Source organism: Nostoc sp., assembly GCF_036917515.1.
Classification (GTDB): Bacteria; Cyanobacteriota; Cyanobacteriia; order Cyanobacteriales; family Nostocaceae; genus Nostoc.
Genome location: NZ_JBALDE010000223.1, coordinates 1 through 17801 on the forward strand (window position 1 = coordinate 1; position 17801 = coordinate 17801).

The 17801-nt window shown below is 44.0% G+C and carries 9 protein-coding genes and 1 pseudogene; 3 read left to right on the forward strand and 7 right to left on the reverse strand.

The features are described 5' to 3' along the window. Positions 1–194: 194 nt before the first annotated feature. Positions 195–1295 carry a tetratricopeptide repeat protein gene (locus V7K89_RS29185; RefSeq protein WP_335193520.1) on the forward strand — a complete coding sequence of 367 codons (1101 nt, stop codon included), beginning with the start codon at positions 195–197 and terminating at the stop codon, positions 1293–1295. Between the two features lie 99 nt (positions 1296–1394). Here the strand turns inward: V7K89_RS29185 and V7K89_RS29190 are convergent, their stop codons facing one another. After that, positions 1395–2021 carry a phosphoribosyltransferase gene (locus tag V7K89_RS29190; protein WP_335193522.1) on the reverse strand — a complete coding sequence of 209 codons (627 nt, stop codon included), beginning with the start codon at positions 2019–2021 and terminating at the stop codon, positions 1395–1397. Positions 2022–2213: 192 nt separating this feature from the next. On the opposite strand from V7K89_RS29190, the gene V7K89_RS29195 reads away from it, so the two are divergent. Then, positions 2214–2894 (forward strand): uracil-DNA glycosylase, encoded by a 681-nt coding sequence (locus V7K89_RS29195; RefSeq protein ID WP_335193524.1) that lies wholly within the window; start codon positions 2214–2216, stop codon positions 2892–2894. A 308-nt stretch (positions 2895–3202) separates the two neighbouring features. On the opposite strand, the gene V7K89_RS29200 is transcribed toward V7K89_RS29195, so the two are convergent. From V7K89_RS29200 to rpsT, 6 genes and pseudogenes are all read right to left on the reverse strand, one after another. Next, on the reverse strand, positions 3203–7246 hold the full coding sequence (locus V7K89_RS29200; protein WP_335193526.1) for a DNA-directed RNA polymerase subunit beta'': 4044 nt from the start codon (positions 7244–7246) through the stop codon (positions 3203–3205). Between the two features lie 103 nt (positions 7247–7349). Beyond that, positions 7350–9227 carry a DNA-directed RNA polymerase subunit gamma gene (locus tag V7K89_RS29205; RefSeq protein ID WP_335193528.1) on the reverse strand — a complete coding sequence of 626 codons (1878 nt, stop codon included), beginning with the start codon at positions 9225–9227 and terminating at the stop codon, positions 7350–7352. A 129-nt stretch (positions 9228–9356) separates the two neighbouring features. Next, a complete protein-coding gene (gene rpoB / locus V7K89_RS29210) occupies positions 9357–12656 on the reverse strand; it encodes a DNA-directed RNA polymerase subunit beta (protein WP_335193530.1) in 3300 nt (1099 codons plus the stop codon). A 937-nt stretch (positions 12657–13593) separates the two neighbouring features. Next, positions 13594–14391, reverse strand: a complete 798-nt coding sequence (locus V7K89_RS29215; RefSeq protein ID WP_335193532.1) for a TatD family hydrolase — start codon at positions 14389–14391, stop codon at positions 13594–13596. Between the two features lie 92 nt (positions 14392–14483). Further along, positions 14484–15265, reverse strand: a pseudogene (locus V7K89_RS29220) (transposase family protein). 123 nt (positions 15266–15388) lie between these two features. Beyond that, on the reverse strand, positions 15389–15685 hold the full coding sequence (rpsT, locus tag V7K89_RS29225; protein WP_335193534.1) for a 30S ribosomal protein S20: 297 nt from the start codon (positions 15683–15685) through the stop codon (positions 15389–15391). 753 nt (positions 15686–16438) lie between these two features. Here rpsT and hisD point away from each other — a divergent pair. Further along, a complete protein-coding gene (hisD, locus tag V7K89_RS29230; protein ID WP_335193536.1) occupies positions 16439–17737 on the forward strand; it encodes a histidinol dehydrogenase in 1299 nt (432 codons plus the stop codon). Positions 17738–17801 lie beyond the last annotated feature (64 nt).

Consider the following 17801-nt stretch of genomic DNA (forward strand, 5'->3'; position numbering starts at 1 on the left):
CCGCAAGCAACTGGAGTACTTCCCTACCTTGCGAGCGGCAATGGAGTATGTTCTGAGTTTAGTGTCCTAACCAACCTGGCGGTTGCTATAAATCACCTCTTTTAAACTTATGCTGTGGTAAACCAGACTGATGAAAGATGCATCCTGGTTTTGGGAATACTAGATTTAGCACCAGACTTCACAGGAAGGAGTTGATGTCTAAAAGCGAATGGAAGAACAGATCGAAACATACAGTTCCCTTGCAATTACCCATAACATACCTAAAACCAGTGAAGCGTAATACAATTACCCATGAATTTGACTCTGGTTCACAAGCTGAAATAATACCTCCACAAGAAAGTGATGACCGTTTGTTGGAAGCGTCTAAGCTACTAGGGCAAGGAATTCAACAGCAGCAATCTGGCGAAATAATAGCGGCTATGAAGTCTTTACAGCAGTCCTTAGTGCTGTTTCAAGCAGTTGGCGATTTAGAAAAACAGGCACAGGTATTTTCTTTTTTAGGATTATTAACTTACAGCGCTGGAGACTACAAAGGTGCTATCTGTTACTCTCAACACTGTTTGTCTTTGCTTAATAACACCTCAGATTTAGCATTGCAAATGCAAGCTCTTTCCCATTTAGGTAATGCATACCGTCACCTGAATGACCATAAAAAGGCTATTAAGTATCTAGAAAAATGTTTGAAAATAACACAACAACTGCAAGACAAACGTAGTCAAGTAGCAGCACTGAATAATTTGGGATTGGTGTATAAAGCTTTAGGAAATTTTACACAAGCCATTGAGTATCAGCAGCAAAGCCTAGAGATTGTGCAGGAACTCAAAGATAATTGGGGCGAGGAACAGGTACTCAAGAATTTGGGTAATGCTTGGTATGCTTTGAACAATTACCCAAAAGCGATCGCTTATTATGAGCAATGTGTAGTACTATCACGCTCCTTAAAAAATGTTCGCAGTGCTTCTCAAGTGCTAAAGAATCTGGGCAATGCTTGTTATGCTTTAGGTGATTATACCAAAGCAATTAAGTATTATGAAGATCGGTTGCAATTAGCCAAAGAAATTCAAGACAAGCGTAGTGAGGAACAGTCTTTAAGTAGTTTAGGAGTTGCTTGTGAGGCTTTGGGTGATTATAATAAAGCAATTTCATATTATGAAGAACGTTTGCTGTTAGCTAGGAATATCAAAGATCGTCGTAGTGAAGAACAAGCTCTTGCCAGTCTGAAAGTCGCTTGCTACGCCCTAGGTGATTATGCCAAAGCTATGCAATATCAGCAGGGAACATCTTCAAATAGTTAAAAAGTAAGATTGGAAAACAATTGAAAATTACTTGCACAGATCAATTCCGTTGATTGTCTTTTGTTGTTGAAGATATACGAGAGCTTCTAATATATCTACTTAAGGAAATTCTGTGTAAAAATTACTCACACTCCAGAAGGGTTCGGGTGTTTCCAAGACTATTGTGCGATCGCCCCACTGTTCTAACCAGGGTAACAATTTCTGTGGTACTAATGGAGTACATAGCCAAATTGCTGCTGGAGAAAGCGCTCTCATGGCAGTTGCTGCTACCGCTACTGTCATACCTGTAGCAATACCATCATCAACTAAGATCAGCGTAGCATCCTCTGCATTCAACTGCGGACAAGCAGGAATTAGTTGAGTCTCAAGATACTTAGCTTGGTTCATCGCTTTATTTAGAGCCACTTCTCGCCACCGCATATCATGTTTAGGGCGAAATATCTTTTGATCGGTCCAAAGAACATTTCCAGAAGTAGTCACTGCACCAATTGCTAACTCTGGGTTTCCTGGATGGCTAATCTTTTTTGCCACAACAATTGTCAACGGACAATCCAAAAGACGTGCTATTGGTGCTGCTACTGGTACACCTCCTCTTGGCAAAGCATAAACAATTGATACAGGCTTTACCCCAGAATCAATACTTTGCTGAGTCAAAATATCATGAATAACTCGCGCCAATAACTCACCTGCATGGGTACGATTGGCGAAAAGTAGGGTATATGACATGGTTTCCCCCAGCATCTTAAGACGGCACTGCTTTATATCATCACTGAATTTTGTCTCAAATTAGCTGATACAATAAGATTTGTATAAATAATTAAGTATTCAGCAAAAGTTAAATGTTCTGATAAATATCTAGCCAAAAAGCTATTTAACTCAGATATAACAGCTGGCGCTGATGCTAAAATCCCGATTTTCATGAGCAGCGAAACTCAACTCAGCCTCTTCGACGACTCAACTTTTAATCAACGAGAACTGATTCCTACAGACGTGAAAATTCCGATCGCTCCCGGAACTTATTCTGACATAACGGAGTTGACACAAGATTGCGATCGCTGTCACCGTTGTGCGTTGGGAGACACTCGTACTCACGCTGTTGTCGGACGTGGCAATCTCAAAGCACCAATTATGGTTGTGGGAGAAGCTCCGGGTCAAAATGAAGACGAAACGGGTTTACCATTTGTAGGTAGATCGGGACAATTGTTAGAGAAAATTTTGGCATCGGTGAATCTGACTATTGAGCATGATGTATATATCGCCAATATCAATAAATGTCGCCCACCAAATAATAGAGTTCCCACTCCTGTAGAAGTGGCGGCTTGTCTACCCTACCTACTAGAACAAATTCGTTTAGTTGATCCCAAAATAATTCTGTTAACGGGTGCAACTGCTGTCAAAGGTATCACTGGCGATAAGCGGGGAATTACGAAAATTCGCGGACAGTGGCTAGAGTGGGAAGGGCGTTTATGTATGCCAATTTTTCATCCTTCCTACTTACTGCGTAACCCTTCTAAGGAAAGAGGTGGGCCGAAATGGTTGATGTGGCAGGATATCCAGGCAGTGCGTGCCAAGTTAAACGAAATCCAAAATCACAGTTAATGCTTAATTCCCTCTTTTTTAGGGTTATCATTACCAACATCTTTTCAATTACTCATTTCGTTGGGATTCTGGTTAGGAATAAATTCTAAAGTTAACAGCTAAAGTTTTCTTAATAAAACTAAATGCAAGATTTTAAGCAATGTAGATGACTAGACTTTGTGAAAAAGAAAATATTAGTCTAAACTAATTGCTACCGCCCCCCTTCAAGAAAAAGAGGGGCAGTAGTGCTGGTGAGGTACTGTGTTTGTGGGTAATTAAGTGTAGACTTTATATTACCTTTTACCTTTTAGACGGGAAATTTCAAGTCTCTATTCGTCGTCGAAATCATCTTCGTCGTCTTCTTCATCTTCCTCGTAATCATCGTCGTCTGCTACTTCATCAGCAATTAGTTCATCTTCCTCATCTAGAATTGACCTTTCTGCACGTCTGCTACCAAAGCCAGATTCCCCAAGAGTAGGAGAATCTAAATTATAGGCGCGAGCTGTGCGATCGTCTAAAACCATATCTAGGGGATCATCAACTTCATCTAACACACTACTGGTAATTTCAGCAGCATAGTCATCGATCGCTCCTGGTTCTTCATAGGTATTGTATCCAGTACCAGCCGGAATCAATCGCCCGATAATTACGTTTTCCTTCAATCCGCGCAGCCAGTCAGATTTGCCTTCGATAGCGGCTTCGGTGAGTACCCGTGTTGTCTCTTGGAAGGAAGCGGCGGAAATAAAGCTGTCGGTGTTCAACGATGCTTTGGTGATCCCCAACAATACTGGGGTGTACTGTGCCCTAGCACCGCCTGTAATTGCCATAGCTTCGTTCACCTGCTCAACTTGGCGCAGTTCCACCAATTCGCCAGGAAGCATTGTGGTGTCACCACCATCATCAATCCTGACTTTGTTGGTCATCTGGCGAACAATCACTTCAATGTGCTTATCGGAAATATCAATCCCTTGAGATTGGTACACCATTTGCACTTCATTCACCAAGAAAGTCTGTACCTTTTGCAAGGCAAGGCTAGCACAAGCATAGATTCCGTCTTCAGAACCCAAGCTAAAGAAGATTTCCAAAATTTCGTGGGGATTGGATGGGCCATCGGTCAACGGTTGTCCCGCTAATACTGTTGATCCATCTGGCACAATCAAATTTTGTCCTGGCCCCAGAGGATAATCTGTCACCACGCCATTTGATTCTACGACTTTGATGGCGATCGCTTCATCACCATCGCCGTAAACTACCTTAACTTCTCCTCCCCGCCGACATAAGATGCACGCTTCTTTCGGTTTACGAGCTTCTAGCAGTTCCTCAATCCGGGGCAAACCTTGAATGATATCTCCAGTTTTAGCGCGTTCAAATACTAACAACACCAAGTTATCACCCCGTTGTACTAAATCGCCGTCTTCTATCTGCAATACAGCACCAGGGCTGACTCGATAAGGGCGACCGATGCGGGTAGTAACAGTATAATTTTTAGTACTCAAAGCTGATTCTCCACCAGATACAGCAGCGGCACTTTTGATATCCACTACTTGCCCTGATTCTTGGGCAAAAACTCCAGGAGCAATTTCTGTACCTTCTACTAGCAAGTCACCCACTTTTACCTTGGGCTGAGTACTAGTATTTACGATCAACCTATCAACGTCACGCAACACCAAACAACGACGCACGTTTTCGGCTCCTTTTTGAACGCCCCGCACTTCCCCTCCTTCTTTACATAAGATTTGGGTACGTGCGACTACAGAACCGGGAGCGATAGTTAGCCCATCATCTACCTCAAGTGTCGTCTGGGTGCTACCTTGGGTGGCATCGGCGGTAATGTCTCGACGAATTACTAAAGATTCCAAAATTACCAGTTGCAAACGTTGAACTTCTGGGTCTTCAGTATCTTCTACCAACTCAATATCTGCTGCTAAGGGTGAAGCATTGTGGTCTTGTTCCCCTTCTTGCTCAATTTCCAGCACTAGCTGGGTTCGCAGCAGTTCCACACCTTCAACAGATTTGACGCGTTCTGAATCTTTGTAAGGTAGTCGTTGCACAGCCCGCAACTGAATCGAGCGCCCAGTTTGTTGACTTACTGATGTCGTTGATGGCACATCTGGATTATCCGGTACGGCAAACTCAACTACTGGACGACTCAACAGGGCAGGTCCTTCTGGTGTCTCTACATACTGGATATAACGCAATTCCGTCGCGACATTGCCTTGGAATTCTTCACCTGGTTGGATAAAGGTGTTATCTCGCCCGATAACTGATTCTGGATCGTCCACCATTAGCAGTTCCCCTGGCTTCACCACCACTTCCCGCAGGATGTCGTTTTTCTGGGTCACTTCTACCACACCACTGTTTTGGCAGAAAATATCCTTCACTACTTCGGTGCCAGCTTCGACAAACTGACCGTCTTCCACCAACAGTAAGGAGATATCTTTATTAACTTCGTGGCTTTCTTCGGGAATCCACAACAGTGTACCGCCCTGCACGACTTCATAACCCAACTTGGCTTTGCCCTTTTTCTGGACTTCGACACCTGCAAATTTCAGAAATCCACCAGTGGTTGTGCGATAGCGGTCATCAATTAACTCAGCTACCACTTGACCATTTTGTACTTTTGTACCTGGTGTAGCCCGGAGGTTAAATACCTGGTTATTGCCAGTAGAAACTAAATAGTTATTGCGACCTTGAGAACTTTGGACTGTCACCGTTGCCTGGTCTAAGACCACAGAAGCAGTGATAATCTCAATTTCCCTGGTACTCTTACCTGGGGTAGCTTCGGGTAAGCGCACCACACCACCGTGCAAACTAGTTAATTTGGTTTCTGCTAAAACTCCATTAGAAGCGATCGCATCACCATTTTTTACCACTAATTCTGCACCAGGCGGCAAGTTGTAAACTTCCCCAGACAAAATCCAAATCAAACCACCCCGTGCGGCTGTAGTTGTAGTATTACCCTGACGGTCAGTTTTTTGTTCTGGAACAACTTCGGCAAATTGCACTTCTCCTGCCAAGTCAGAAGCAACATCTTTAACGGCTTTTTCTGTATTAGTCCGAGTTGTGCGTCCACCCAGGGCAACTTCTGCCAACAACTGACCTTGTTTTACCTGATTTCCATCAAATACATATAGTGTTGAACCTTGAGTCAAATGAACTTCCTGGTTTTCTGGGGTGACATCATCTACTTTTTTTGGCTCCAAAAGCAGGATGCCATTAGCTTCAACATAGAGGGCATCTTCCCCGTGACGGGTACGATACGTTCTGGTCTTCAGTTTACGGGGAAGCTTAACAGTTCCATCGATTTTAGAACGAACTTGTTGCGCTACTTCCCCGGTAAACACACCACCTGTGTGGAATGTCCGCATGGTTAACTGAGTACCAGGTTCACCGATACTTTGGGCGGCAATAATCCCCACAGCTTCGCCCAAATCTACCATCTTGGCATGGGCCAAACTCCAGCCATAGCAGTGTTGACAGACAGAACGTGCAGCTTCACAAGTTAGTGGCGATCGCACCACAACTTCTCCCACCCCAGATTTTTCAATTTTCTTCGCCAAATCCTCAGAAATTGGGGTATTGCGTGTTGCTATCACTTCTTTTGTCAACGGATGCACCACATCTTCACCAATTACCCGTCCCATCAAGCGGGTTGCTAGAGGAATTAAGGTTTTGGCCCCTTCTGTCATTGGTTGAATGCTAAGACCCCTAGTGGTGCCACAGTCAAATTCCCGAATAATTACATCCTGGGATACATCCACCAAACGGCGGGTGAGATAACCAGAGTCAGCCGTTCGCAACGCAGTATCTACCAATCCTTTTCTGGCACCGTAAGACGAAATAATGTATTCCGTTACAGTTAGTCCTTCACGAAAGTTGGTTTTGATGGGCAAGTCGATAATTTCCCCTTGAGGATCTGCCATCAGTCCCCGCATTCCTACCAATTGCCGCACTTGAGAGATGTTACCCCGTGCCCCAGAGAATGCCATCATATATACGGAGTTTAGGGGATTAGTCTTCTTGAAGTGAACGACTACTTCATCTTTCAAAGCTTCACTAGTACCGTTCCAGGTATCAATTACCTTTTGGAAGCGTTCTACTTCCGTGATTTCTCCCCGTTGGTAACGGGTTTCAGTGGCGCGAATTTCTTCTTCGGCTGCTTCTAAGAGCAATCGTTTAGTTGGAGGCACCATCAAGTCATCTACACTGATAGAAACCCCTGCTTTAGTAGCATAGCGAAATCCCAAATCTTTCAATTTGTCAGCCATTACTGCGGTTCGCGCCGTACCATAATACGTAAAGGCCCAAGAAATTAATTTTTGCAGTTGACTTTTGTTAACTACGCGATTGCGAAAAATCATTTTTTCAATCATTAGTCATTAGTCCTGAGTCATTAGTCCTGAGTCATTGGGCATTGGGCATTGGGCATTGGGCATTGGTAATTTTCCTATGGGCTATGCCCCATGCCCTATTCCCCTAACTTGCAAGTGCTTCCTGAATAGCATTATTGTAAATAACACGGCCAGGAGTTGTGTAAATATACTGAGAAACTACATTGCCCTTAGGGTCTTGTCTGACTCGGCGGAACTTATAGAGTAATGTCCGGCTACCATCGTCGTTTTCCGTCACTTCCAGGGGTTCTGTATCCGGTTGGTCTGATTCTATTTCACCGTCAAACCGCACGTAAATATAGGCATGCAAGTCAATTTGCTCTTGCTGAAAAGCCATAATTACGTCATCTAGTGAAGAAAAGTACCTTCCTGCGCCTTTTGTCGCACCGGGATTTTCTGCTGTTAAGTAATACGCTCCCAATACCATATCTTGGCTGGGTGTGATGATGGGTTTACCTGTGGCTGGTGACAAAATATTGTTAGAAGCCAACATCAACAACCGCGCTTCAGCCTGACTTTCTAATGACAGCGGGACGTGTACCGCCATTTGGTCGCCGTCAAAGTCGGCGTTAAACGCTGGACACACAAGAGGATGCAGTTGAATCGCTCTACCTTCTACTAAAATTGGTTCAAAAGACTGAATACCCAAGCGGTGCAACGTTGGTGCCCGATTTAGCATTACAGGGTGTCCTTCAATTACCTCTTCCAGTACATCCCAAACACTGGGATCATTGCGAGATATCAGCTTTTTCGCAGCTTTGATGTTATTTACCATACCGCTACGAATTAGGCGGTTAATCACAAATGGCTGAAATAACTCAATTGCCATTTCTCTAGGCAAACCGCACTGGTGAATTTTCAGCTTTGGTCCGACAACAATTACCGAACGTCCAGAGTAGTCAACCCGTTTACCTAACAAGTTTTGTCGGAAACGTCCTTGCTTACCCTCAATAATGTCGGACAAAGATTTCAGGGGTCGATTATTTGCCCCTACCACAGTGCGTCCCCGGCGACCATTGTCAATCAAAGCATCCACTGCTTCTTGCAGCATCCGCTTTTCGTTCCGCACAATAATCTCTGGTGCCAAAATTTCTTGCAAGCGTGCCAAACGATTGTTGCGGTTAATTACCCGTCGATACAAATCATTTAAATCGCTGGTGGCAAACCGCCCACCATCTAGCTGCACCATTGGACGCAAATCGGGGGGAATCACAGGAATAACTGCCATTACCATCCACTCTGGTTTGGAACCAGTAGCGATGAAGTTGTCAATCACCCGCAGTCGCTTAATTAGCTTGGCTCTCTTTTGTCCCTTGGCGTTGCCAATTTCTTCCCGTAGGCTTTCCGCTTCTTGCTCTAAATTAATATCGGCAAGCAAACGCAAAAGTGCTTCAGCACCAATACCTACTTCTACGCCTTGCAGCACAGAATCTTCGCTATAAATTTGGTCTTCTATTTCCAACCACTGGTCTTCACTCAGTAGTTGTTTGTAGGTTAAGGTTTCGGCATTACCTGGACTCAGCACAACATAAGAGTTGAAATAAACTATTTGCTCAACATCCCGCAAGGGCATATCTAACAGAATAGAAATATAGCTAGGAATGCCTTTGAGATACCAGACGTGAGCTACTGGTGCTGCGAGTTTAATGTAGCCCATGCGGTGGCGACGCACCCGTGACTCGGTGACTTCTACTCCACAGCGTTCACAGACAATACCTCTATGACGGACTCTTTTATACTTGCCACAATGGCATTCCCAATCTTTTGCAGGACCAAAGATCCGCTCACAAAATAAGCCATCCATCTCTGGCTTGAGAGTTCGGTAGTTAATCGTCTCTGGCTTGGTAACTTCACCGACTACCTGACCATTGGGCAATGTTCTCTCGCCCCACTGACGAATACGTTCAGGGGAAGCCAAGCCGATTTTTACGTAGTCAAACTGATTAGTTTGGGCAGGTCTCATACTTAAGTGCTGAGTTTCGAGTTATAAGTTTGAGTATATTTAGTTTTAAGGTTTGAATTAAGAGATATCCAAATGCTAAATGCCAATTACTGAGTTTTTGAATACTCAGCACTCAGCACTCAGCACTCCTTATTCGTCATCTTCCAGCGATTCGCGAGAAAGAGATTCGTATGTAGGTCGAGGAGGTGTGCGACGGGCTGATTGATCTGCCATCAAATCGACTTCCACATCTAGGGAACTGCCGTCTGCTTGGGTTTCTACCTTATGTACGGCAATGTCTAACCCCAATGATTGCAACTCGCGCATTAGCACCTTAAAGGATTCTGGAGTTCCAGGCCGAGGAATTGCCTTACCTTTAACGATCGCATTTAACGCTTCATTACGTCCTTGCATATCGTCAGATTTAACTGTGAGCAATTCCTGTAAGGTGTAAGCTGCACCAAAGGCTTCCAATGCCCATACTTCCATTTCCCCAAACCGCTGACCACCTTGTTGGGCTTTACCACCCAAGGGTTGCTGAGTCACCAGTGAGTACGGCCCTGTGGAACGGGCATGAATCTTATCGTCTACCAAATGTACCAGCTTCAGCATGTAAGCCACACCGATAGTAATTGGTCGGTCAAAGGGTTCGCCTGTACGACCATCAAACACCATGATTTTGCCAGGGTCATCCGGGTTATATACCCAGTCTTTGCCTGTTTCGTCTCGTGCCTCTTGCAATTTACCATGCACGATTCGGCGGGATGACTCTTCACCGTACATTTCGTCAAAGGGAGTAATCTTAAATCGTACTCCCAAGGTCTGACCAGCCCAACCCAAGAGGCACTCAAATACTTGTCCGACGTTCATCCGACTGGGTACGCCTAAGGGGTTGAGTACAATGTCCACTGGTGAACCATCAGGCAAATAAGGCATATCTTCCGCCGGCAATATCCGAGAAATGATCCCTTTGTTACCGTGACGTCCTGCCATTTTGTCACCAACTTGGATTTTGCGTTTTTGGGCGACATATACCCGAACTACCATATTGGCTCCTGGTGGCAGTTCATCGCCTTGTTCGCGAGTAAACAATCGCACATCAACTACGCGACCTTTTTCACCATTTGGCACTCGCAGCGAATTGTCCCGCACATCCCGTGCTTTTTCACCAAAAATCGCCCGTAACAGTTTTTCTTCTGGCGGTTGGTCAGATTCACCTTTTGGTGTGACTTTTCCTACCAAGATATCACCAGCTTCTACCCACGCCCCAATACGAATAATTCCCTGTTCATCCAACTGACGCAAGGCATCTTCCCCGACGTTGGGAATTTCTCTAGTGATTTCTTCTGGCCCCAGTTTTGTCTGTCTAGCTTCAATTTCATATTTTTCAATGTGAATTGAGGTGTAGATATCATCCTGCACCAGTCTTTCAGAGATTAAAATTGCATCTTCGTAGTTGTAGCCTTCCCAAGGCATATAGGCAACGACGATATTTTGTCCTAGCGCCAATTCACCGCCTTCGGTGGAGGAGCCATCAGCCAATACCTGACCAGCAACAACCCGCTCACCAATGCGGACGAGAGGTTTCTGATTTAAACAGGTGTCTTGGTTGGAACGTTGGTACTTAGAAAGGATGTATTTAATTTCGGGGGTGTTAGGTTTAGGACGGACGCGAATTTCTGTAGCATCTACATAAGTGACATCGCCATCGGTACGCGATACAATCACCATCCCAGAGTCTCTTGCTCCTTGCGCTTCCAAACCAGTACCCACCAAAGGACGCTCTGGTTTGAGCAGAGGGACTGCTTGCCGTTGCATGTTCGATCCCATCAGCGCTCGGTTAGCGTCATCATGCTCCAAGAAAGGAATCATACTAGTAGCTACCGATACAATCTGTACAGGAGATACTGCTACATAATCCACCTGTTCTGGTGTTGTGGTAGAAAATTCTTGGCGATATCGGACTGGCACTTGCGGCCCAATAATGTGCCCAGTTTCATCTACAGGAATATCTCCAGGGGCAACCCGTAGGTCGTCTTCTTCATCGGCTGTCATGTAAGCTGGAGGTAGATCAAATCTAACTCGCCCATTTTCTACAGGTCTAAATGGTGTTTCTAAGAAGCCATACAGGTTTACCCGTGCATGGGTTGCTAAGGAGCCAATCAATCCGGCGTTGGGACCTTCTGGTGTCTCAATAGGGCAAATACGTCCATAGTGACTAGGATGAATATCCCGCACAGCAAATCCAGCGCGTTCGCGGGTTAAACCACCAGGACCAAGGGCACTCAGACGGCGTTTGTGGGTCAGTTCCGCCAGAGGATTGGTTTGATCCATGAACTGACTTAACTGGCTGGAACCAAAAAATTCTTTAATTGCTGCTACCAGTGGTTTGGGGTTTACCAAGGAAGCAGGAGTCAGCACTTCGGCATCAGATACGGTCATCCGTTCCCGAATAATTCTCTCTAAGCGGTTTAAACCTACCCTTACTTGGTTTTGTAGCAATTCCCCAACACTTCTGACTCGACGGTTACCTAAGTGGTCAATATCATCGATGTTACCAATATCGTATTCTAAGTTTATCAGGTAATCTATAGCCGCCAAAATATCGCCAGGAGTCAGCACACGCATGGTGTCTGGGACAGAAAGGCGCAATTTTTTGTTCAGTTTGTATCGTCCGACGCGACCAAGGTCATAACGTTTCGGGTCAAAGAAACGGGAGTCTAAAAGTTGTTGTCCGCCTAAGACTGTAGGTGGTTCACCAGGACGGAGTTTGCGATATAACTCCATTAGGGCTTCTTCTTCAGAAAATTGCCCTTCTTTTTCAATGGTTTTTTGGAAATATTCTGGATGGCGTAAGGCGTCAAATATTTCGTTGTCTGATAAACCTAAAGCTTTTAGGAGTACCTGCGCTGAGAGTTTGCGGGTTTTGTCGATACGTACCCACACCAAATCATTACGGTCTGTTTCAAATTTTAGCCACGCTCCTCGGTTGGGAATTAAGCTAGCTGAATAAGTTCGTCGACCGTTTTTGTCTATTTCTGATTTGTAATAGACACCTGGTGATCGCACTATTTGGTTGACGATTACCCGCTCGGCCCCGTTAATAATAAACGTGCCGCGATCAGTCATCAAAGGCAAATCCCCAATGAATACCTCTTGCTCTTTGATTTCGCCGGTTTCTTTATTAATTAGACGTGTGGGAACATACATTTGGACAGCATAGGTACTATCCCGCCGCTTGGCTTCTTCAACGCTGTATTTTGGCTCCTTAAGTTTGTAGTTTTGACCCAAAAAGTGCAGTTCTAATTTACCCGTATAATCTGTAATAGGACTAAAGGAGTTAAGTTCTTCTATCAGCCCTTCTTCTAAAAACCAGCGAAAGCTTGACCGCTGGATTTCAATCAAGTCGGGCAACAGAAAGGCGGGTTCCATATATGTTTCTTTAGTCATGCCTCTTCCTTTGTCAACCTAGTACAATTTTCCCTTGGACACTGCTGTTTGACGCTTCCCATTGCTAGCCAGTGCCCTTAGCTGTTTGGGAACTTTTTCTTACATACTTGTGATTTACAGGTGTAGACCACAGCGATTAAATCTGGCTGGAATGAGCAATTTTGACAAGGGAGCAATCACGCCTAATAGGGACTAAGTAATGGGTACTGGGTATTATGCAAACAGGGAAGAAAAAGTTGGTGAAAGTCTTTTGCTTCTGCATTCCATGCCCAATAACGCTAGTTGTTTTTCCTGTCGAAGAAGCTACGCATAGCTTGCTTACCAGCAGGGGTACAAGTCGGAAAAGCCGACGGCAGTTGCTCCACTTGGGGAGACCCCAAGACCGCACTGCCTCCCCAACGCACTGGCTCTCCAAAGCCCATTTTAAAAAGAATATCCAGTTAAAATATTCCTGAATTTGATTTACTTTCTTCACTTCCCCTCCAAAAAGCGCGTTAATTAGCCTGACGCAGCTCTACACAGTGTGTTTTAAATCCACCCCGCTGTTTATACTCGTCAGTGATATCTTAGATATCCTAAGACTGAGGGAACGATCCGCACCTTGTCGATTTTGAATCAGAATCACTTCATTTTGCTGGATTGTACTCACAAGGCAATTTTTGTTTAACGATTTTGAATAGGTTCAATACACACCAAGCCGATGTTGTGCAAAAGTCTAGCTTAATTTAGGTTGGCACAGTTAGTCATGTGTGGACAGCATCCGCTTGTAGAGATTTTGAGGATGGCCAAGCCATAACAGCATGGAAAATTAAGATGAGAAGTTTTAGGCTCCTTCCTTTATTATTATGGCGCAAGCAAAATGTTTTTGAGGGAATAATATTAGCATATTTTTGTCCCCCTATAGTTTTATTTTTTTTACCCAACTTAACAAAAGATATTATGACACACTTGATATTGACAGACCGAATAATTCACAGGCATTTTGAGTGGTTTGATGGGCGATTGCCTCTACCGTTTCTTGACGCAGTTTAGCTACTTGCTCAGCTACATAAAGTACGTAGGCAGGTTCGTTGCGCCTCTCGCCCCGTTTCGGAACTGGAGCGAGAAATGGGCAGTCTGTTTCAATCAGTAGGCGATCATTACTTACCATTGCAGCTGAGGATTGGATTGCTTTAGCATTTTTGAACGTTACCATACCGCTAAAGCTTATATAGAAGCCTAAATCGAGAAACCATTGAGTTTCTTCAGGTGTTCCTCCCCAGCAATGCATCACACCCCGTACTCTTTCTTTTTTGAGTTGCCGCCATTTTTGCAACACTTCTCTAGTTGCCACAGCAGCATCACGGCAGTGAATAATCACTGGTAAGTTTAGTTCAGATGCGATCGCCAACTGGGACTCGAACACCATATACTGTTGTTCATAGTTATCAGCTTTGTAAAAATCCAGTCCCATTTCCCCAATTGCTACCACATTTGAGTCAGAACTCGCTAAAGTTTTGATTTTCTCGGCTGTCTCGCTATTCCATTTATCAGCATCTAAAGGATGTAATCCTACAGCAAAACTAATTTCGGGAAACTTTTGGGCTATGGATTGAATACTGGAAAACTCTTCCGGGTGAACACAGGAATGCACTAAATGCACTATGCCTGCTTCTTGCCACCGTGATCGCACTGTAGCTAAATCCGGTTGGAAACTATCAAAGTTAAGATGTACATGAGTGTCTATCAATTGCATCTTTTGTCCTTTGTCGTTTGTTTTGTTACCAATAGACCTTTTGCAAAAAAGTTTTGTAGTATGATTGGAGGTTGATTAAATCCAAGAGAAATTTAGGCTTTTTGAAGTTCGTAATTATAAATTCCAGCAATTAAATGGCAGCACTCTTCCATTACGTTTCTTACAATTACGGTAACGCTAACTCAAAATCCGAAAAACTTTTAACCGCCGATTAACATGTTCAATCACGACTCGACGACTCGCTAAAGTGCGGTTAGATTGCTTTTGCTATGCAGGTTAACTTACCTCCTCTAGGTTTTTTCTGAGGCAACTGACTATTCGTATGTACCTTAAAAATCCCTTGGTAGCCACTGTCTTCTAAGCTTTCTGTTTGAGGATGAAAGTGAACCTTGCTGTCTACAAATAGCTTGTAGTCATGTTTGCGACCAGAACCGTTTACAATGCAACGAATTTCAAGGGTTGTTAGGTCAATTATTAATTGAGATTTGAGAGTATGTCGTTTTTGTTTACCACTATAAAAACGTTTTTGTCCGTGTAATGGACGTTTAATTTGACTTTTTGTTACATCCATCACAGCTGTTTTCGGTTTCTGTGATCAGAGCAACAAGGACTTTTTTTCCTCCTAAACGAAACTTTACACAACTAACTAATGAGCTTTCAACCCAAGGGACTATGCGGCAAACAGTTAATTTGGATACCTACCAATCACCAGCTATATGGAAATAAGTTCGATATTCTTTCCAATACTGTAGACAGACTAAAGCTTGATCTTCCAAGCCTAGCCTATTCGGATAACCTCGTGTTTGTTTGAACTAGCTGTATCTTGCAATACCTTAACTATTTCATCAAATGTCTGTCGTTGCACCCCAACCAAACGTTTGAACTGCCGATTCGATAACTTTTTTGTTTACTCGTATCGCATAAGTAGATTGATTCAAGCGACAAAACTCAATCTTATACCATAAAATATTTTTGCAAAAGGTCTAATGACTAATGACTACTCAGCTATTTGTGTGAGGGGTTTTAATCTGTGAGCCAATCTTGACTTTTTCCTTGCCCCATTGTTTGGGTGAAGAACACCTCGTTTGATCGCCTTATCAATTTTGCCGTAAGCCTCGGATAACCGAGCCTGCGCTTCTTGTTTTAATTCTGGGGTAGGATTAGCTGTATAAGCAGCTACAGCATTTAGGTATTTCTTCATCAGCGTCTTGACTGCTGATTTATAAGATTTATTACGCAGTCGATTACGTTCTGCGATTTGGGCACGCTTAAGAGCAGACTTTGTATTCGCCACAGTCAATTCCAAAAATACGATTAATAATTCTGTACACACTACTAGACTTACTAATATAGCATCCAAATTGCCAATGTTATAATTTCCCAAAAAAATTATGGGATTAGGTATTGGGTCATGAATGAAGATCAATCAAATGAAGATCAATCAATATTAGTATTAGTTCCATAGTCTCTACTTGGCAATTCAGTATTTCGTCAATTGAGAAAATGCGTTAAAATAAAATACATCTAAATAACTGTCACCCTAACTCATCACAACCTGATTAAGCAATGTGATTGTCAATAAATATAATTTGTCCGTAAACCAGATGTATTATTTAGAGACAAGAACTGTAAAGAGCGAAATTTCAGGAATTCTCTAAGTATAGAACCGATATATCGTGCCTGTACACACATTAACTAGTAAAAGTTAGGGAAATAAGTAAAAATTATACTCAGACCCTAACCCCTGTAAATTCAGGGGATTGGATGTGTAAACGTACCATCTGTAACCCACAAGGATTGAGGGAAAGGGTGTAAGGGGAGTGGGAAATGGCACACCTGCTTCCTGCCGCTAGCCAGTCAAGGCTTGTTGGATTGAGCAATTGAGTCGCCTTCTCAAACAAACTATACGCTGGTAGCCTTGAGAGTATCAAAAAAATCCAGGTTAAGCTAGAAAAGAGAATTAGAGTCAGCTTGCACACCCCAGTGGGTCAAGAGCAATACTAAATCTCAGGTGGCAATATTATAATTTTGGCATTGTCCTTACTCCATGCTGCGAATTATTACTCAGCAGGCAGACGTTCGAGCAGAACTACAACGGATCTGCGATCGCACCCATGACGAACAGGTACTTCACAAAGAAGCAACGGTGCGGGAAATTTTGCAAGCAGTGAAGCGCCAAGGCGACAAAGCTGTATTGCATTACACAGCCGAATTTGACAAACAAACCCTGAAAGCAGAAGAACTCCGAGTTACAGGCTTGGAACTGGATGCAGCCTATCAACAGGTATCAAAGGAGTTGTTGGGCGCAGTTCGGCTAGCTTGCCGCCAAATTGAAGCGTTTCATCGTCAGCGAGTACCAAAAAGCTGGGTACACTTTGGTGACGATGAAGTACTACTGGGTAAACGCTACACCCCCGTAGACCGAGCCGGGTTGTATGTGCCTGGTGGCCGTGCCGCCTATCCCAGTACAGTGCTAATGAATGCAATTCCGGCAAAGGTAGCTGCTGTACCCCATGTGCTGATGGTAACACCACCAGGGTCAGGGGGTGCTATTAACCCAGCAGTCTTGGTAGCTGCCCAAGAAGCAGGGGTGCAAGAAATTTATCGCATTGGAGGCGCACAAGCGATCGCCGCTTTAGCTTATGGTACAGAAACGATTCCGAAAGTGAATGTGATTACTGGGCCTGGTAACATTTATGTCACCCTAGCGAAAAAACTTGTCTATGGCACCGTCGGCATTGATTCTTTGGCAGGTCCCAGCGAAGTGCTGGTGATTGCCGATGAAACCGCAAATCCAGTACATGTAGCTGCTGACTTGCTGGCCCAAGCCGAACACGATCCAATGGCGGCAGCGATTTTGCTGACCACAGATGCTGCTTTGGCGAAAAACGTACAATTAGCTTTGGAAAGACAGCTAGTAGATCATCCACGGCGAATAGACACAGAAAAAGCGATCGCTCACTACGGCTTGATTATCGTTGTAGAATCGCTCCAAGCAGCAGCAGAATTCTCAAATGAATTTGCCCCTGAACACCTGGAATTAGAAGTCAAAGACCCTTGGGCACTTTTACCACAGATTCGCCACGCTGGGGCAATCTTTTTGGGTTACTCAACACCAGAAGCTGTAGGAGACTATTTAGCAGGTCCTAACCATACCTTGCCAACTTCTGGTGCTGCCCGCTATGCTTCGGCATTAGGGGTTGAAACTTTCCTCAAACACTCCAGTATTATTCAATACTCCCAAACCGCACTGCAAAATGTGGCTAGTGCCATTGATGTGCTAGCAACAGCAGAAGGTTTACCTTCCCATGCTGATTCAGTCCGACGCCGAATTCAGCAAGAATAGTGATTTGGAATGCTTAATTTTTTCTGATAACTCAAAGTTTGGATAGCGATACTTATGGTAAGCT

Coding starts and splice junctions, on each gene's coding strand:
- V7K89_RS29185 (WP_335193520.1), top strand. CDS start 195: ATGTCTAAAAGCGAATGGAAGAACAGATCGAAACATACAGTTCCCTTG.
- V7K89_RS29190 (WP_335193522.1), bottom strand. CDS start 2,021: ATGTCATATACCCTACTTTTCGCCAATCGTACCCATGCAGGTGAGTTA.
- V7K89_RS29195 (WP_335193524.1), top strand. CDS start 2,214: ATGAGCAGCGAAACTCAACTCAGCCTCTTCGACGACTCAACTTTTAAT.
- V7K89_RS29200 (WP_335193526.1), bottom strand. CDS start 7,246: ATGATTGAAAAAATGATTTTTCGCAATCGCGTAGTTAACAAAAGTCAA.
- V7K89_RS29205 (WP_335193528.1), bottom strand. CDS start 9,227: ATGAGACCTGCCCAAACTAATCAGTTTGACTACGTAAAAATCGGCTTG.
- rpoB (WP_335193530.1), bottom strand. CDS start 12,656: ATGACTAAAGAAACATATATGGAACCCGCCTTTCTGTTGCCCGACTTG.
- V7K89_RS29215 (WP_335193532.1), bottom strand. CDS start 14,391: ATGCAATTGATAGACACTCATGTACATCTTAACTTTGATAGTTTCCAA.
- hisD (WP_335193536.1), top strand. CDS start 16,439: ATGCTGCGAATTATTACTCAGCAGGCAGACGTTCGAGCAGAACTACAA.